The organism is Collinsella vaginalis (genome assembly GCF_900176655.1).
GTDB lineage: Bacteria > Actinomycetota > Coriobacteriia > Coriobacteriales > Coriobacteriaceae > Collinsella > Collinsella vaginalis.
In genome coordinates, this window is sequence record NZ_LT838842.1 from 236294 (window position 1) to 254493 (window position 18200).

15 protein-coding genes, 1 rRNA gene and 1 other annotated feature are annotated in these 18200 nt (G+C 66.3%); of the genes, 1 reads left to right on the top strand and 15 read right to left on the bottom strand.

From position 1 onward, the window contains the following. Positions 1-452: 452 nt before the first annotated feature. From tsaD to CAP13_RS01030, 10 genes are all read right to left on the bottom strand, one after another. Positions 453-2879 (bottom strand): tRNA (adenosine(37)-N6)-threonylcarbamoyltransferase complex transferase subunit TsaD, encoded by a 2427-nt coding sequence (gene tsaD, locus CAP13_RS00985; protein ID WP_085829813.1) that lies wholly within the window; start codon positions 2877-2879, stop codon positions 453-455. A gap of 85 nt (positions 2880-2964) precedes the next feature. Continuing rightward, positions 2965-3465 (bottom strand): tRNA (adenosine(37)-N6)-threonylcarbamoyltransferase complex ATPase subunit type 1 TsaE, encoded by a 501-nt coding sequence (gene tsaE, locus CAP13_RS00990; protein WP_085829814.1) that lies wholly within the window; start codon positions 3463-3465, stop codon positions 2965-2967. 1 nt (position 3466) lies between these two features. Further along, entirely contained in the window at positions 3467-4126 is a 660-nt protein-coding gene (locus CAP13_RS00995) for a uracil-DNA glycosylase (protein ID WP_085829815.1), read from the bottom strand. A 9-nt stretch (positions 4127-4135) separates the two neighbouring features. Continuing rightward, on the bottom strand, positions 4136-5287 hold the full coding sequence (gene alr / locus CAP13_RS01000; RefSeq protein WP_085829816.1) for an alanine racemase: 1152 nt from the start codon (positions 5285-5287) through the stop codon (positions 4136-4138). Continuing rightward, positions 5274-6902 (bottom strand): NAD(P)H-hydrate dehydratase, encoded by a 1629-nt coding sequence (locus tag CAP13_RS01005; RefSeq protein ID WP_085829817.1) that lies wholly within the window; start codon positions 6900-6902, stop codon positions 5274-5276. The genes alr and CAP13_RS01005 overlap by 14 nt, the downstream gene beginning before the upstream one ends. 4 nt (positions 6903-6906) lie before the next feature. Then, positions 6907-7443 carry a holo-ACP synthase gene (acpS, locus tag CAP13_RS01010; protein WP_085829818.1) on the bottom strand — a complete coding sequence of 179 codons (537 nt, stop codon included), beginning with the start codon at positions 7441-7443 and terminating at the stop codon, positions 6907-6909. Between the two features lie 256 nt (positions 7444-7699). After that, positions 7700-7815 (bottom strand): 5S ribosomal RNA (gene rrf, locus CAP13_RS01015). Between the two features lie 179 nt (positions 7816-7994). After that, positions 7995-8281: a sequence feature (23S ribosomal RNA rRNA prediction is too short), on the bottom strand. A 240-nt stretch (positions 8282-8521) separates the two neighbouring features. Beyond that, on the bottom strand, positions 8522-9919 hold the full coding sequence (locus CAP13_RS01020) for a phosphohexomutase domain-containing protein (protein WP_085829819.1): 1398 nt from the start codon (positions 9917-9919) through the stop codon (positions 8522-8524). A 130-nt stretch (positions 9920-10049) separates the two neighbouring features. Continuing rightward, positions 10050-10961 carry a homocysteine S-methyltransferase family protein gene (locus CAP13_RS01025; RefSeq protein ID WP_085829820.1) on the bottom strand — a complete coding sequence of 304 codons (912 nt, stop codon included), beginning with the start codon at positions 10959-10961 and terminating at the stop codon, positions 10050-10052. Positions 10962-10971: 10 nt separating this feature from the next. Beyond that, a complete protein-coding gene (locus CAP13_RS01030; protein ID WP_085829821.1) occupies positions 10972-11397 on the bottom strand; it encodes a metal-dependent transcriptional regulator in 426 nt (141 codons plus the stop codon). A 124-nt stretch (positions 11398-11521) separates the two neighbouring features. On the opposite strand from CAP13_RS01030, the gene pepT reads away from it, so the two are divergent. After that, positions 11522-12760, top strand: a complete 1239-nt coding sequence (gene pepT, locus CAP13_RS01035) for a peptidase T (RefSeq protein ID WP_085829822.1) — start codon at positions 11522-11524, stop codon at positions 12758-12760. Positions 12761-12906: 146 nt separating this feature from the next. On the opposite strand, the gene CAP13_RS01040 is transcribed toward pepT, so the two are convergent. The 5 genes from CAP13_RS01040 to atpG all read right to left on the bottom strand — a co-directional run bounded on the left by CAP13_RS01040 (position 12907) and on the right by atpG (position 18196). Further along, complete coding sequence (locus CAP13_RS01040; RefSeq protein WP_085829823.1) at positions 12907-14076, bottom strand: LCP family protein; 1170 nt, start codon at positions 14074-14076, stop codon at positions 12907-12909. 13 nt (positions 14077-14089) lie between these two features. After that, a complete protein-coding gene (murA, locus tag CAP13_RS01045) occupies positions 14090-15373 on the bottom strand; it encodes a UDP-N-acetylglucosamine 1-carboxyvinyltransferase (protein ID WP_085829824.1) in 1284 nt (427 codons plus the stop codon). A gap of 73 nt (positions 15374-15446) precedes the next feature. Further along, positions 15447-15857 (bottom strand): ATP synthase F1 subunit epsilon, encoded by a 411-nt coding sequence (gene atpC / locus CAP13_RS01050; protein ID WP_179184869.1) that lies wholly within the window; start codon positions 15855-15857, stop codon positions 15447-15449. Next, entirely contained in the window at positions 15858-17291 is a 1434-nt protein-coding gene (gene atpD / locus CAP13_RS01055; RefSeq protein ID WP_085829825.1) for a F0F1 ATP synthase subunit beta, read from the bottom strand. Continuing rightward, positions 17291-18196, bottom strand: a complete 906-nt coding sequence (atpG, locus tag CAP13_RS01060; protein WP_085829826.1) for an ATP synthase F1 subunit gamma — start codon at positions 18194-18196, stop codon at positions 17291-17293. The genes atpD and atpG overlap by 1 nt, the downstream gene beginning before the upstream one ends. Positions 18197-18200 lie beyond the last annotated feature (4 nt).

The window sequence follows — 18200 nt, forward strand, 5'->3', positions numbered from 1 at the left end:
TGTACCGTACTTGCGGGCACCGGTCCGCGCTCCCAGCCCGGTCAATCGCATCCCGCTCACGTGCATCCTGCGATCACGCTGTGGGCGCACGGAGGCTCCCAGCGCTGCGGCCTCGCACCAGCGCGAAAACGGGAACGGGGCGGTTGCGGGGATTTTTTTGTGCGGGGCTTCGGCGTCCCATCCATCCCGCCTCCCCCTCGCATGAGAGATGCGGACGCACCGGATCAACATGGCTTCGAAGCCGGCATTCCCCATGCAAAGGGCGGTTGTGGACCAAAGGCGCGGTGGTGGGATGTATCAGACGGGTCCGGAGAGCCTGCATGATAAATCAACCCTGCGTCCAATCAGCAAGCTCAACGCGGCACACCCTCTTACGTTCAGCCGCCCGCGTGCTTGCAAACCGCGTGCAGGCGGCCGACGACATCAAAGTGGGCGCACGGGTTGAGGGGCTGCTACAGCGTCATGTTCGGATCCGCATCGATGTCGAATCCAGAAACCTCTCCCCGATCGAACTTGCGACGCGCGACCTCGGCGATCATGGCCGCGTTGTCCGTGCACGCCCCCTGTGGGGGCAGCACCACGTGCACGCCGCGACGCCCGAGCTTCCGGGTGAGGAGCTCGCGCAGGTGCGGATTCGCGGCCACCCCGCCTCCCAGGCAGTATGACTCTGCGCCCGTCTCGCGCAGCGCATCCCAGGCTTTCTTGAACTGCACGTCGAAGACGGCAGCCTCAAACGACGCCGCGAGATCGGGCAGATGGATTGTGCGACCGGCCGCCGTCTCCTGCTCGATATAGGTCACCACCGCCGTCTTCAGGCCCGAGAGCGAGAAACGATAGTCGTGGCTGTGCATCATCGCGCGTGGGAAGTCTATGGCTTCCGGATTCCCCTCCTCTGCGAGCCGGGAGATGATGGGGCCGCCTGGATACCCCGAGCCGAGCGCCTTCGCCACCTTGTCGAAGGCCTCGCCCACCGCGTCGTCGAGCGTCTCGCCCAGCACCCGGTAGTCTCCCCAGGCGCGCACGTGCACGAGCATGGTGTGCCCGCCGGAGACGAGGGTGAAGATGAAGGGGGGTTTCAGATCCGGGTCTGCGAGCAGGTTGGCGAAGAGGTGCCCCTCGAGGTGGTTCACGCAGACGAGCGGGCGACCGGCCGCGAAGGCGAGCCCCTTCGCGAACGCGACGCCCACCACGAGCGCGCCCACGAGGCCGGGACCCTGGGTCACGCCGACCGCCGCGAGCTCACGCGGGGAGAGCGTGCCGCCCGTGAGCCCCAGGGCCTCGCTCGCCTCCTCCAGCGCAGCCTCGACCACACCGACGATGACCTCGACGTGCTTGCGCGACGCGATCTCGGGCACCACACCCCCGAACCGGGCATGGAAGTCAATCTGCGTGGACACCTGATTCGCCAGGAGGGCCCCGTCGGCGTCGATGATCGCCACGGCGGTCTCATCGCAGGAACTCTCGATCGCGAGCACGAGACGGCGACGCTCGATCTCCGCGCGCTCGGACTTGGCCTGCGCCGGCGCAGGCCAGTCCCGCGCCGCAGCGGCCGTGGGCTCGGGGGAGGACGCATCCACCGGCAATGAGAGCGGCAACGGCGCCGTCATGACCACGGCGTCGCTGCCGGGCCCGTAGTAGTCGCGGCGACATCCAGCGCGGCTGAATCCCAGGTCCTCGTACAGTCCGATCGCGGCATCATTCCCGGCCTCAACCTCCAGGGAAGCGGAGGTGCAGCCGAGCATCTGGGCATCGTAGCTCACATGGGCGAGCAGCTTGCGCGCGATGCCGCGGCGCCGGTGCTCAGGGGAGACCGCCACATCCAGGATCTGCACGTCGGCGTCGATCACCATGCCGCCCGCGATGCCGATGAGCTCGCCATCGTCATGGGCGACCCACCATGCCCGGGGGGCGGTCAGCCCCTCAGAGAGCTCCGAGAGAAACATCTCGGGTGTCCAGGATGTGTGCGCGCCCTCGTTGAAGCACACTGCATCGAGGGCAGCGGCGGCCTCGGCGTCCGATGCGGCAAGGGGTCTGAGCTGCAGGTGCCGTCCGGCGAGCTCATCGGCCACCCCGGTGGGCGCGACATGCGCATCGCCGGCAAGCCCCAGACGACGGCGCTCATTCTCCTCGGCGTCCGAGAGCCGCGTGTACACCGGCAGCACCGCCGCCGGATCCCCGTTTCCGATGCCCGCCGCGGCTGCGCCGCCCGCAGCGGCGAATGCCGAGATGAGGCCCTGCCCATTTGGCCACCAGAGATCCTGATCCAAGGCGCGGCCCATGAGCCCCGCCTCCTCGAACAGCGCTCCGTATCGCACGAGGCCATCGCCCGTGAGCAGGAGATCCGATGAAAACGGGAGGGCACGCCAGGTCGCTACCGCGTCGGCGGCCTTGAGCACCCGCTCCCGCTCGAACAGACGGGCGACGCCCGCATCGGTGAGCTCGTAGAGCGCCGGGTAGACCTCGCCGCGCATGGCATCGGCGGCGACGCCGAGCCGCCCGCGGACACCGGCATGCCATGCGGTCCACGCTGTGGCGTCGAGGGTCGAAACGCCGTAGAGTGGCAGATTCGCGCCAGTCGCCAGGCCCTTGGCCGTGGATATCCCGATACGAACCCCGGTGAAGGAGCCGGGACCGCGCCCGACGAGGATCGCATCGAGATCGTCAACCCCCACGCCCGCTTGGGTGAGGGTGGTATCGACCGTCCCCACCAGCTCAACGTTGGCGCGGCGCCGGCAGCGATGGTCGCCCGCCGCAAGAACGTCAACCGCCCCGTCGCCCATCGGCTTCCCGGCACGCACGGACCCAACGGCGCAGGCAAGCATATCCGTCGAGGTGTCGATCGCGAGCACCCGGGTCATCTCATCATCGCTCTCATGCATCGTCACAAATCCAACCTATCTACACCGAACGCCGCGCCTGGATGTGGCGCGGCGCGACATGCCATCGATATGATCCCGCAGCACCCTACCCGAGCGCCTCCGCCACCGCGTGGTCGATAGCGTCCGCCAGCGCACGGGAGCGGGCGCCGTGGCCCACGAACTCTAAAGCCCGTTCGTCCTCGCCCAGCCGCGTGATCGTCACACTGAGATAGGCGTCCGTCAACTCGTCCTGAAACTGCTCGCCCCATTCGAGTAGGCAGGCCCCCTCATATCCCAGCACGTCGAAGATACCCGTATCCTCGAGTTCATAGGCATGCTCGAGACGGTAGAGATCGAAGTGGAACAACGGGAGGCTGCCCCCGTCATGCACGGCCATGAGGGCGAAGGTGGGGCTCGTCACCGGGTGCTCATCGCCCAGACCCCGCGAGACCCCACGCGTGAACTGCGTTTTGCCCGCGCCGAGACCACCGGTGAGCACGAGTACATCGCCCTCGGCCAAACAGGGGGCCACGAGCTCGCCCAGGCGCTCCGTATCCGCGGCGCTCCCGCTGCGGAAGACCCGGGCGTCCACCCGTTCAAGCGCCACGTCACTCCACCGCCTTCGGCAATGCCTCCGAATGCTCCGCGGGCACCTGAGCCCCGGAACCAACCGGATGGCGCGCGAGGTAGTCCCCAAGCATCCTGAAGTCGGCCTCAAGCAGCTCCTGCCATGCGGGATTGCGCAGCGCCGCCGCAGGATGGAAGGTCGGCATGACCACGAAATGCCCCATCTGGTGGAATCGGCCGCGCAGGCGCGTGATGCCTATCTCGGTCTTCAAGACGAAATGGGTCGCCGGGTTGCCCAAGGTCACGATGATGTCCGGCCAGATGCTCCGGATCTGCTCGCGCAGGAACGGCGAGCAGGCGAGCACCTCCTCAGGCTTGGGGTTGCGGTTTCCCGGGGGACGGCACTTGAGCACGTTGGCGATGTAGATGTCGTCGCGCTTGAGGCCGGCGAGGGAGAGGATGCCGTTCAGATTCTCCCCGGCCCGTCCAACGAAGGGCTCTCCCTGCAGGTCCTCGTTTTTGCCCGGCGCCTCGCCGATGAACATCACCCGGGCGCGCGGATTGCCCACGCCGTAGACGAGCGTCGTGCGGGTCTGAGCGAGCTCGCACAGGCGGCAGTCCCCCATGACCGCGCGGATCTCCTCGAGGCTGACCTCCCGCGGCCTTTGGTTCTCATGTCCGGGTATGTGCATCACACCCATGTCGGCCTCCTAACGGTATACGCGCTCAAGGCGCAGGCCGAAGTCGCATACGACCTCGTAGTTGATCGTGCCACGCAGACGCGCATGCTCGTCGGCGGTGATCTGCTCGTCGCCATCGCGTCCGATGATGGTCATGGCGTCCCCGATCTCGGCCTCGGGCATCTGACGCTTCGAGGTCTCCGTGATGGCAACCATGAACTGGTCCATGCAGATATTACCCACCTGCTGGACACGGCTTCCCCGAAACAGCACGTCCATGCGATTGGAAAGCGTGCGCGAGAGCCCGTCGGCGTACCCAACGGGCAGCGTGCAGATCTGGACGCGGGCGCGGGGCACGCGATAGGTGAAACCGTAGCCCACGCCCTCGCCTATCGCGGGATGCGTCACCCGTGTGACGCGGGCGCGCACGCTCATGACCGGATCGAGGGGGAACACCGGAGCGGTGCGCTCAGCCGGCTGCAGACCATATAGGCCGATACCGGCCCTAATCATGTCGAAATGCGTCGACGGATCGAGGATCGAGGCGGGCGTGTTGTCACAGTGCACGATGCCGCAGGGGAACCTAGCCTCCTGCATCGCGGTGACCGCCTCCTCGAATCGCCGGCACTGAAGCTTGTAGTCCCAGCCATCGGGCTCATCGGCGGTCGCGAAGTGCGTGAAGACGCCGTCGCAGGCGATACCGCGATGGAACTCGACGCTACGCCGGAACTCAACAACCTCGGTGTGGTGCACGCCGATGCGGTTCATCCCGGTCTCGATGGCCATGTGGTACTTGCCCACCACGCCGGCGCTCACGGCGCGCTCCCCGTAGGCGAGGGCGAACTCGGCCGTGTAGATCGAGGGCATGATCTGATGGGCGAGCAAGGTGTCCGCCGCCTCGATAGGAGGTTCCGAGAGCAGCAGGATAGGGGCCTTAATGCCGCCTTCGCGCAGCGCAACGCCCTCGCGCACCGTGGCGACGGCGAACATATCGGCACCGGTGGCGTACATGATCTTGGCGCACTCCACCGCCCCGTGCCCGTAGGCGTCGGCCTTCACCACGCAGCACAGGCGCTGACGCGGGCCGAGCAGGTTCTTGAACGCCCGCGTGTTGCGGCGCAGGGCGCCCTGGTCGATCTCGATCCAGGCCCATCGCGTCGCGGGCTCCCTATTGAGCGCCATGCTCGCTCCCCTCCTGGTCCCCAAGACCGAGGGCCTCGTTTGCCTCATCCTCAACCGCCTGCATAGCCGGGCCTATGACCTCGATGAGATCGGTCGCGATGACGCTCTTGGCACCCATCGCGAGCGCAGCGGCGTATCCCGCGCCCGAATGGACGGCCACCGCATAGGAGCAGAGGAGCTCCCAGCTCTCAGGCTCCACCGAGGCCGTGGCGATCGTGCCCGCGAGTATGCCGGCGAGGACATCGCCTGAACCGGCTGTCGCCAAGGAGGCGGGGCCCGCGGGCGGCAGCAGGACACGCTCCACGCCGATGGCGGCCGTGGTGGGGCCCTTGGCGAGGATCACAAGGTTCTTAGAGCCCGCAGCCCATACGATCCCCTGGGCCGCCTCGATGGCGCTCGCAAGGTCGCGAACCCGCTCCCCGCCCGAGAGCCTCGACAGCTCCCGATAATGGGGGGTCATGACGAGCGGCGCCTCGCGCCGGTAGAGCTCCGGCGTGTTCTCTATCCCGTCGATGGTGACCCGTGCCAGGCAGTTCAGGGCATCGGCGTCCAAGATGAGCGGGACGTCCTCCTCGAGCAGCCCGGTCACAACCTGCATGCATCCCGAGGCCGTCGTCATGCCAGGACCGCAAAGCACGCAGTCATATTTTGAGGCGATCTCGCACACCACGGAGCGCGCAGCCGCCCCGAAGGCGCCACGGGTATCTGCCGGGACGCCGATGACGGGGACCGAGGGCAGCGCCATGCGGATCAGGTTCGCACAGGTCTCCGGCGCCGCCACCGCGACATAGCCGGCGCCGGCGCGGGCCGCTGCCTTGGCGGCCATCATGGCAGCTCCGGGATACGCGGAGGAGCCCGCCACCACGAGAACGGACCCGCGCGTGTATTTGTCAACGTTGGCCGGCAGACCCTCGATGCAACCGAATAGATCCACCGGATCGACGAGCTCGGCGACGTGATCGACCTCACCGATGGCCTCAGCGGTGGCCTCGGTCAGCTCCCCGCAGATGACCTCGCCCGCGTACTCCGGGCCGTCTGCGCTGTAGAGGCCCATCTTCGCAGCGAGCAGGGCGACCGTGGTGTCTGCGCGAACGCACACCTCGGCAGCGACACCCGTCTCGGCATCAAGGCCGGACGGAACATCAATTGACACGGTGGTTGGCGCGAGCTCATTCAACGTCTGAATCCAGATGGAGAACGGCGGGCGCATCTCCCCATGGAACCCGATGCCTAGGATGGCGTCGATGACGACGTCCGCCTGCTCAATCAGGGTTGCAAGCTCATCGCGAGACGGGCCGACGCACACCGAAACATCCCGGCCGGCGGTGCGCCGGGCGACATGACGCGCCAGCGCGGCAGGAATCTCATCGGGCTCGACCGGACTCACCACGTCGACGTGGATATCCTTATGGCGCAGGATATCGGCAGCGACCCAGCCGTCCCCGCCGTTGTTACCAAACCCCGTGAGCGCCACGACCCTCTGAGGCGAGAGCTGCTCCACGGCGGCTGCGGCGAACTCACCCGCAAGCTCCATGAGCTCGGCCTTGGAGGTGCCATCTTTCTCGATGAGATCCTCGAGGCGCCGCACGGCCTCGATATCAAGAACCGGTTTCATCTGCCTACTCCTGTCCATCCAAAGAACCCTGGTCCGAAGGCAGGGTCAGATCGCCATCTTGCACGCGCTCCAACTCGTCAAGAACCGATCGGGCCTCCTGAAATGACCGCGTGATCAGGGCGCGTTCATCCTCAGGCGATTCCTTTGGTTTAGGGCGCGCGTCCTCGGTGATTCCCATCGCGTTTGCAATGGCAAGATCGCCGGTGAAGGAAAGGGAGAGGGCGACCTCGACGATACCTTGGCCGCAGGCAATCTCAAGCGCCCTTCCCGTCAGAACAGCAAGAGGCCGCCCAGAGGCATCTCGGGCGACGGAGACATCCTTGAAGCCGATGCCGTTTGAGAAACCGGTTCCCAGGGCCTTGAGAACCGCCTCACGGGCAGCGAACCGGCAGGCATAGTGCGCAGCCGGACGTGCGGAGGACTCGCAGTAGAGATGTTCCTCCTCCGTGAAAACGCGCGTGACAAACGATGGGGTCCTTCCCAGGATCCTATCCATACGAGAGATCTCGACGATATCGACACCGATTGAGGCCCCGGCCATGTGCACCCCCTTAGCGAAAGAATCAAGTGAAACTATTGTAAGGGGTCATACGGACAGAGGATGCGCGCACCTTCCGACCATGGAGAAAGAGCGCAGAGAAGGACCTGATATCCATATCGGGCCCGGAGGCGCCCCGCCGGGGGCGGGGGGGCGGACAGCAAAGGGCGCCGCCCCCGCATGGGGAGAGGGCCCCGGGCGCGCATCGCGCCCGGGGCCCTCGGGCATCCCGTGCAGTGACGGCGAAGCGCCGTCCACCGGTCAGCGGCGCCCTGCTCTCCCACGGGCTGACCCCGCAGTACCATCGGCGCTCGGCGGCTTAGCTTCCGGGTTCGGAACGGTTCCGGGCGTGCCCCGCCCGCCATGGCCGCTGACCGGTGGGCGGCGCTCCGCCCACCCGGGGGGCCCGCGCGCCCTGAGGGCCGCACAGCGAGGAGGGGACCGTGACCTTCGCGCACCGCCGATCGTGAGAGATCCGAGGAGCGTCCCGCGCATGCGACACCGGCGCGCGACCGCGCGCCCCAGCCGCCGTGCGGATGCTAGGGGGTAAGAGCTCGGGCGATTAGTACCGCTCGGCTGAGGCCGTCGCCGACCTTGCACCTGCGGCCTATCGACCAGGTGTTCTACCTGGGCCCTTACCAAAAAGGAGAACTGATCTCGGGAACGGCTTCCCGCTTAGATGCCTTCAGCGGTTATCCGGTCCGGACGCGGCTACCGGGCGGTGCCGTTAGGTCGACAACCCGTTCACCGGNCCCTCGTCCATTCGCTTGACTTGGTCACATCACTGCTTATCTCTTCTGAAGTGGTATCTCTCCACCTGTTCCGTGTCCCGGGGGTCTCCCCCCGGGCCCTCGCAGTATCCGGTTCTGAAGGTGCCCGCCGCCGCGTCCCCGGACCCCCTTTCGGGCCCGCCCGGCTCCGCGCGGCAAGGAGACATAATGCCAGACCCCGGGCCCGCCGGGGTCGGGGATCGGGGTCTCCACGGGACCGACACAAAAGGGGGGTTAGCTGCTCAGCTTCCCTCTATATATTGGGGTGCCGATACGTTGATCGCCATATTCCTACCGTCCGCCGACAGCCCCTAGGCTGAGACACCGCTTTGGGCTATTGCGATCCCCGCCTCAAGTAGGGCGTCGCGCTGCTCGATCGTAGGTGCCTCCGCGAGCACGCGCACCACGGGCTCCGTACCGCCTGGACGCAAGAGCAGCCAGGACTCATCTGCAAAATCGAGGCGCAGACCGTCAAGGTGGCTCACCGTCGTCGGCTCCATACCGGCCACCTCGGGCGGATTCAACCCGGGAAGGAGCGTCCTCAGGTACTCCACCGACTCTGGCGCGAGCCTCAGGTCGCGACGGGCGAAGCTCCGCGCGCCGTAACGCTCGTCAAGTTCATCGACAAGCTCCGAGAGCGGTCTGTTCTCTTGCGCGATCAGTTCACAAAGCAGCAGGCAGCAGAGCATCGCATCGCGCTCGGGAAGGTGTGCCGGGATGCCGATGCCTCCAGACTCCTCGCCGGCGATGAGGACATCTCCCTTGAACACCTCCTCGTACAGGTACTTGAACCCGATGGGCCGGATCGTCACGCGGCATCCATGCGATTCCGCCACACGGCGGGGAAGCACTGAGCTCGCAGCGGTTAAGACCACGTGCCCTGTGGCCCCTCGATGCCTAACCAGATGATCGAGGATGAGGGCGATGATCTGATGCGGATGCACATAGCGCCCCCGATCGTCGACGGCGCCCACGCGGTCGGCGTCGCCATCGGTGATGAGGCCGATGCTCGCCCCCTGCCCGATGACGGCGCGCTCGCAGGCATCGACCCACGGCTCGATAGGCTCCGGCCTGAGATCCTCCCAGCCCGGCTCCTCTTTGGCGTGGATCTCATGCACGCTCACCCCGACGCTGCGCAGAATCTCGGCCAGGCAGCCGCGTGCAGCGCCGTACATGGGATCAGCGATGGCGGTGAGGCCGGCAGATCGGATGGATTCCCCATCGACGAGAGACACGAGCTGTGCCTCGTACGATGTCGAAATGTCGACGGATGTGACCTCGCCGCGCTCCTCCGGGGGATCGGCCTCGACCATCCCCTCGAGCTCGTCGTACAGCTCAGCGAGCCCTCCCCCGCCGTCTGCCATGCGCAGCTTGATGCCGAGGTAGTCTGACGGATGATGTGAACCGGTCACCATGAGGGCGCCGCAGGCATCTGGATCAGATGCCGTGGCCCAGGAGAGCGCCGGAGCCGGCACCGGCCTGTCGGTGAGGCGGGCCGTGAACCCCATGGCCGCGATGACCTCGGCGGCGATACGGGCGAACCCGACCGCCTGCGGGCGGGTGTCATACCCTATATATACTGAACGACACACTTGGCCCGACCAGAGTTTCCCTGCCGCATGCGCGATCCGGGCGACGTTCTCCTCGGTGAAATCGCCGTCAAGCCGCGCCCGCCAGCCGTCGGTCCCAAAATGAATCATCGCGCCCATGCGCTTCACATCCTACTGTCGGTGCCGTGCACAACAAGGGTACCCGTTCGCCGACGCGGCATGCGTCTTCATAAAACGGGCGGCCACCGATGCGGCCGCCCACGGACGTGCTCTTTACTGTTCCAGCACCTCACAAGATGAGGTCGGCGAGAGCGCAGGCCGTGCGCGCCGTGCTTCCCCAACCGCCGCCGATGATGCTGACCCCGGAATCGAGCCACAAAGAGGCCGCTTGCGCGATCTCGGAGGGCCGCTCGTCCCACGCGGTGAGTCCGTCTTCATCGACATGGGGCTCACCGGGAACGGCTGCGGTCACCAAGGTCGGGAGATCGGTGATGGAGTGAAGCCGTCGAGCGACTGTTCCGGCAGAAGGCGCGTCCGGGCAGGCGGCGCCGATCACCTCCGCCCCATGGTCTTGGGCATAGCGCACCGCCGCCTCGATGTTCTGGTCATCTCCTGGCAGGTCGCCCGCCTGATTGACGGTGAGGGCCACGATGAGCGGCATGCCGTCTCGTACGTCGCCGACGCCATCGAAAGCGGGCTCGATCTCGCGCAGCGACGTGAACCCTTCGAGGAGGATGCCGTCGGCGCCGGCAGCGAGCAGCTGATGTGCCTGGTCGCGGTAGGCCGCACGGGCCTCCCGATAGCTTGCGGCGCCCTCGAGCACCCACTCGATGCCGCACGGCCCCATTGCGCCCGCGATGTACGTGCCCGGCACCCGGCGGGCCGCTGCCACCGCCGCGCGGTTCACCTCGACAGGCTGCTGCCGCACGCCATCCTCCGCGAGCATCGGCGAACTTGCCCGATGCGTGTTCGTGACGAGGAGCTCGGCCCCAGCAGCCGCGTAAAGCTCATGAACGCGGGCGACGGCCTGCGGCTCCGCTACGTTCCAGAGGGCCGCGGGGAGACCTTCCCCGTCAGGGAGCATCCGCAACGCGGTGACAACGGGCCCCTGCATGACGATCGGCCCGCGTGCCAGCCGGGCGCGCAGGCCCGCCGCCCCCTCGCGGTTGTACCTGTCTGTCGGGTACGGCGATGGCGCCATGTGAGACCGCCTACTCCCCTTCGATGTGGATGCCCTGGTTCTCCAGGTACTTGAGCCAACGGCTCATGGTGTCCTCGGACACTGCGTGCTCCATCATGCATGCCTCCGCATCGGCGCGTTCGAACTCGACGCCGAGCTCACGCATCAGGAAGGTGCGCAGCAACCGGTGCCGATACCAGACCGCGTGTCCCAGGGTGCGGCCCTCGTCGGTCAGGAGCACCTTGCCGTAATGCGACTGCTCCACCATGCCCTGGGCCTTCAGAGCTGAGACCGCCTTGTTCACGGAGGCCTTCGAGACGTTCAAACGCTGGGCTATGTCAACCGAGCGCACGCCTTCGCGCTCGTTGTCCTCATCCTCGATACGCACCATGCACTCAAGGTAGTCCTCGTTGGCCATGGTCAGGTGCCGCTCGCGCGAGGTATCAGTCGTATCCATACGCTCATCCCCTTTCAGGTTTTGGTTGATTCTACCTCACCGCCGTCCGTCGTAAACAGGTATGCCCCGGTCGAGGGCGTGCTACAGTTGCCCGTGTAGCAGACCCTTCAGGAAAGGAGCTCCCATGGAGACAGCCTCGGATGTGCTCGAGCGCTTCTATCGCTATGCGCGCATCGACACCACCTCATCGGATGCGGATTCGGATCGAGTTCCCTCGAGCGACCGTCAATTCGATCTCGCGAACCTGCTCGCCGAGGAGCTGCGGGCGCTGGGGACCGAGGATGTTGCGGTGTCCACGCACGCGTACGTGACCGCGCAGATCCCCGCGAGCGCCGGGTCCGAGGGCAAACCGCGCCTTGGCCTCATCGCTCACCTCGACACCACCGAGGTTGCCCCGGGCGCCGGCGTGAGCCCCCACATCGTGCACTACGGGGGCGGGGACCTCGTGTGTGGGACGGTGGATGGCCGCCCCGTCGCCATGAGCCCCGCACTGCTCCCAGCACTCGATGACCTGGTGGGCAAGGATCTCGTCTGCACCGATGGCGCCACCCTGCTCGGCTCGGACGACAAGGCGGGGGTCGCGGAGATCATGGCCCTCGTGGCGCGGCTCTCCGCCCACCCTGAGCTCCCCCATCCCGGCATCGCCGTGTGCTTCTGCCCAGATGAGGAGATCGGACACGGCGCCGAGCTCCTGGACATCCCCGCCTTCGGGTGCACCTGGGCCTACACCGTGGACGGCGGGCCTATCGGCGAGATCGAGTGGGAGTGCTTCAACGCCTGCGAGGTGACGGTGAGCATCGAGGGCCACTCCATCCATCCGGGCGACGCGAAGGGCCGGATGGTGAACGCCTCCGAGCTCCTGCACGCCTACCATGGCCTGCTGCCGACCTTCCCGCGCCCTGAGAACACTGAGGGGTACGAGGGTTTCTACCATCTCGAGAACATGTCCGGCACGGTGAGCCACGCCGTCGGCCGCTATATCGTGCGTGATCACGATGCCACCGCCTTCGAGGCGAAGATCGCGCGTATGGAGCAGGCGGCCGCGTACCTGAACGCCGGCCTCGACCGCGACCGCGTGCACGTCGAGGTGAAGCGGCAGTACCGCAACATGGCCGAGGTGGTGCGCGAGCACCCTCAGCTCATCAGCACCGCCGAGGAGGCCTTCCTCGCCGCCGGCGTCGAGCCGCGCATCATCCCGATCCGTGGTGGCACCGACGGCGCCCAGCTGAGCTTCCGCGGGCTCCCCTGCCCGAACCTCTCAACCGGTGGCTACTGCATGCACAGCGTGAACGAGTTCATCCCGGTGAGCTCGCTCGAGACGATGGTGGATGTGCTCGAGGCCCTGGTCGCCCGGTTCGCGTAATGGATCAGGGCGCTCGATCGAGGCCGCACGCGCCCGGGCGCTGAAGCGTCGGCGGCCACAGGAGCCCTGAATGAAACGACCCCGGCGCGGGAGGGAGCTGCTCCCAACCGCACCGGGGTCGCCTGTATGCTGCGTGAGATCGTGATCTAGCTGGTGGAAGAGCTGGTGCCGGTTGAGCTGGAGCTGGAGGTGGACCCGGTGGCCCAGTCATCGCTGCTGGTGGTTGCCAGGTCACCGAGGGTCGTGGTGCTTCCATCCTTGCCGGAGGTGTTCGGGCCCTGGGGATCCTCGCCGGCCTCCACGCGCTCCATCATCGCCTTGAGCTCATCCTCGTACACGAAAACGTAGCTCTTGCCGTCGATGTAGGTGGTGTCGTCCGAGTAGCTCGGCAGGTTCGCCGACCAGATGTTGGACGCGTCCATGCCCTTCATGGCGTTGATGACGCCGATGATGTCGTCCACGCTCATCGTGGTGATGAGCATGTCGGACAGCGAGCTCATGAGCGACGGGATCTGCGTGATATCCATGTTGTTCAGGATCTTATGGGCAAGGGCGCCGAGCACCATGCGCTGATGGCGCATGCGGGTGTAGTCACCGTCGATGAACTGGTGCCGCGCACGCGCGAAGGTGAGGGCGGCGGCCCCGTCCAGATGCTGCTCACCCGCCGGGATCACGACAGACCCGGCGGCCGGGTCATCCACGGCGTCTCCCTCGGGGATCGTGAGGTCGATGCCGCCCACGGCATCCACCAGACTCACCAAGCCATCGAAGTTCACCTCCGCATAGTGGGAGATGCTCACGCCGCAAAGATCCTCGACAGCCGAGACCACGGCCTCGGGGCCGCCGTAGGCATGGGTCTCGTTGACCTTCATGACGCTGCCCTTGTACTCGACCTTGATGTCGCGCGGGATGGAGATCAGCGATGCGGTCTTCTTCACCGGATCGATATGGGCCAGGATGATCGAATCCGAGCGGTACTCTTCCTCACCAGGCCGTCCGTCGGTTCCCAAGAGCAGGATGTTGAAGGGGTCTTTCGCGGTGTTGGTATCGGTGAGGATGCTCGAGAGCCCGCCCAGGTACCCGGACTCACCCTGTAGGCTGCCGTTGATGACGCTCTTGACGATCTGGAGCGCGAGTGCGCTGCCGCCCACGAGCAGCAGGATCACGAGAGTCGCGATGGCGCCGCGGCGGACGCGGCGGCTGCGCTTGCGCTGGCGCGCCCGCTCGGAGTAGCGTCCCACGTTCTCACGGCTGTAGATGCGGCCGGCTGCGCCCGTGGAAGGCTGGCGCATATGCTGGATCGGTTTGCTCGCCATGTGCTGCTCCTGGCTAGTCGAGATCGGGGTCAGGGACGCTCGCGTGCTCCACGTGGGCACCCAGGGAGGAGAGCTTCTCGACGAAGCGCTCGTACCCGCGGGCGATGTGGTGCACGGCGGAGACCTCGGTGATCCCCTCAGCGGTCAAGCCCGCAATCACGAGCGCGGCGCCGCCACGCAGATCGGGGGAGCTCACCTGCGCACCCGAGAAGCCGGAGACGCCGTGGATCATGGCGTGATGGCTCTCGATGTGGATGTCCGCGCCCATACGCACGAGCTCGGAGGCGAACATGAAGCGGTTCTCGAAGATGTTCTCGGTGATGATCGAGTTGCCGTCGGCGAGGGCCGAGACGGTCATGGCCTGCGGCTGCATGTCGGTGGGGAAGCCCGGGAACGGAAGGGTCTGGATATCGATGGGCTCGATGCGCTCGACTCGGGAGACCTTGAGGCCGTCTGCGGTGCGCTCGAAGGAGATGCCCATGGCCTCGAACTTGCGGATGACCATGTTCAGGTGCATGGGGTTGAATCCGATGACCTCAACGCCGGCCGGGCCGGCCATGAGCGCGCCCGCGACGAGGAAGGTGCCCGCCTCGATGCGGTCCCCCACCACGCGGTGCTCGACCGGGTGCAGCTCGGGAACGCCCTCGATGGTGACGACGGGGGTGCCGGCGCCGCTGATCTTGGCGCCCATCTCATTCAGCATGGAAGCGAGGTCGACGATCTCGGGCTCGCGGGCAGCGTTGTCGATGACCGTGGTGCCGGTGGCGCGGACCGAAGCCATGATCAGGTTCTCGGTGGCTCCCACACTCGCGAACTCGAGCGTGACGTTGGTGCCGGTGAGACCGGCGCGCGCATCGGCGTAGATGTAGCCGTGCTCGGTGTCGAACTCCACGCCGAGGGCCTCGAGGCCCAGAATGTGCATATCGATCTTGCGGGCGCCCAGGTTGCAGCCGCCGGGCATGGCGATCTTCGCCTTCCCGAACCGGCCGAGGAGCGGACCCATGACCGCGGTGCTGGCCCGCATCTTGGCGACGAGCTCGTAGGGAGCTTCCCAGGAGTCGACCGAAGAGGTGTCGATCCGCAGGGTGTGCTCATCGAGGACATCGATGGTTGCCCCGATGCCCTTCAGGACCTTGCCCATCACATGGACGTCCGAGATGTTGGGTACGTTGGTGAGCGTGGTTGCGCCCGGCGCGAGCAGCGTCGCAGCCATGAGTTTGAGCGCGGAGTTCTTGGCACCGGAGACCGATACGCTTCCCTCCAGGTGGTGACCACCCTCTACACGGATGATATCCAAACGCGGAACCTTTCAAAAAGCGCCCGGGAGCCGATGGCTTCCGGGCGAATCGCTCATCGTTGTGCGATTGGGCCTATGCGGCCCCGGCCTTCGTAAGCAGTAGCTTACACCATGCGATCTCATTATAGAGATTGCTGCGGCGCGCATCGTTTGCCGACAAATTACCCAACTCGTCTTCAAAACCGCGCTTGCGTTCCTCAACCTCGGATGCCGAGACCTTGGACATGTCCTCGGCGCGCTCGGCGAGGATGATCACCCGGTCATCGGCCACCTGGACGAACCCTGTGCTGACCGCGAATGTGTCGGTGACGTCGTTCATCCGCTCGGCGCAGATCTCGACGAACCCCGCCTCGACGGTGAAGATCTCGCTCGCATGACGCCCGCCGATACCGAGGCTGCCGTCCGTGGAGGGGACCGTCAAGAAGGCGGCCTCCCCTGCGAAGGCGGCATGCTCGGGGCAGACGATGCGGACGTCGATGGCCATCTAGCCCACCATCTTCTCTGCGCGCTTCCGCACGTCGTCGATCGTGGAGGCGTAGCGGAAGGCCTGCTCGGGCAGGTCGTCGCATTCTCCATCGACGATGGCCGCGAACGAGCGCACGGTGTCGCCCACGCGGATGTAGACGCCCGGGTTGCCGGTGAACTGCTCGGCGACGTGGAAGGACTGGGAGAGGAACTGCTGGAGCTTGCGGGCGCGGTTGACGGTCAGGCGCTGCTCCTCCGAGAGCTCGTCCATACCGAGGATCGCGATGATGTCCTGCAGGTCGGAGTACTCCTGAAGCATCTCCTGCACCTTGACGGCCACCCGGTAGTGCTCCTCGCCGACGATGCTCGGGTCGAGCGCGTCGGAGGAGCTCGCCAGCGGGTCGATGGCCGGATACAGGCCGAGCTCGGCGATTGAGCGCGAGAGGACCGTGGTGGCGTCCAGGTGGATGAAGGTCGTCGCCGGCGCCGGGTCCGTGAGGTCATCGGCGGGGACGTAGACGGCCTGGACCGAGGTGATCGATCCGGTCTTGGTGGAGGTGATGCGCTCCTGGAGGTCGCCCATCTCGGTGGCCAGCGTCGGCTGGTAGCCCACGGCCGACGGCATGCGGCCGAGCAGGGCCGAAACCTCGGAACCCGCCTGCGAGAAGCGGAAGATGTTGTCGATGAAGAGCAGGACGTCCTGACCGCGGTCACGGAAGTACTCGGCCTCGGTGAGGCCGGCCAGGCCGATGCGCAGACGCGCTCCGGGGGGCTCGTTCATCTGACCGTAGACCAGGCAGGTCTTCTCGATGACGCCGGACTCGGTCATCTCGAGGTAGAGGTCGGTGCCCTCGCGAGTGCGCTCGCCGACGCCGGTGAACACCGAGGTGCCGCCGTGCTCCTGGGCGAGGTTGTTGATGAGCTCCTGGATCAGAACGGTCTTGCCCACGCCGGCGCCGCCGAACAGGCCCGTCTTGCCACCGCGGATATAGGGCTCGAGCAGGTCGACCGCTTTGATGCCGGTCTCGAAGATCTCGGTCTTGGTGGTGAGCTCATCGAAGGAGGGCGCGGGGTGATGGATGGGGTACCAGTCATCGACCTCGGGCATCTCCTTGCCGTCGACCGGCTGGCCCATGACGTTCCAGATGCGCCCGAGGGTGTTCGCACCCACCGGCATCTTCATGGGGGCGCCGGTGTCGGTGACATCGATGCCGCGGGTGAGACCGTCCGTCGATGTCATTGCCACGCACCGGACCACGTTGCCCGGCAGCTGGCTCTCGACCTCGAGGATGGTTTCGATGCGGCCCACGGGGGTCTCGGCGTCGACGGTGAGGGCGTTGTAGATATCGGGGACCCCGTTGTTGAACTTGACGTCCACGACAGGGCCGATGATGCGGACGATGTGCCCGAGTCCGATTCCCTCGCTCATCGTGTCGGCGATGTTATCAGCCATTAGTAATCCTCCAATGCTGCGGCTCCGCCCACGATCTCGTTGATCTCGGTGGTGATGGAAGCCTGACGCACGCGGTTGTAGGTGCGCTTAAGGTCAGAGATGATCGCGCTCGCGTTCTCCGTGGCGGAATGCATCGCCTTGCGGCGCGCGCCCTGTTCAGCGGCTGCGGAGTCAATCAGAGCCTGGTGCACCACGGTGAGCACATAGCTCGGTATCAACCGGTCGAGCACGCGTTCGGCGGAGGGCGTGTAGGTGAACGGCGAGGTCAGGCGCTTCGGGCCGCCTGCCTCATCGGTCCTGGGGCCACGCGGGGCGGCCAGGACCTCGGGGTCGAGCGGCAGGATGCGCTCCTGGCGGAGGACCTGTTCGACGCGGTTCTTCGCGTGGAAGTACACGATGTCCACGCGACCGAAACGGCCCTCACCGAAGCCGTGGAGGATGTAGTCAGCGATCTCCCGCGCACGGTGCAACGCGGGGGCATCGGACTCGCCCTCGACGGACATGACCACGTCAGGGTAGGAGCGGAAGTACTCGGTCGCCCGGCGGCCGCAGGTGATGAGCTCGACCTGCTGGGCACCATGCCGGCGGAAGTGGTCGATACGCGCCTCGGCCGCACGCTCCACCTGGATGTTGAAGCCGCCGGCGAGCCCTCGGTCGGAGTTGACCACGACGAGGAGGGCCCGCTCATAGGTCTCGGGGTTCTCCAGTAGCGGCGACTCGGATGAGGCGTCGCCCGCGACGGTGAGCATCACGTCCGTGATGGCGATGCGGTACGGCTCCGAGCGCTGCTCGCGATTGAGCGCACGGGCGATCTTCGCCGTTGACACCATCTCCATAGTGCGCGTGATCTGCTCGGTCGTGGAGACCGACGAGATGCGCTTCTTTATGTCACGGAGATTCGCCATGGAC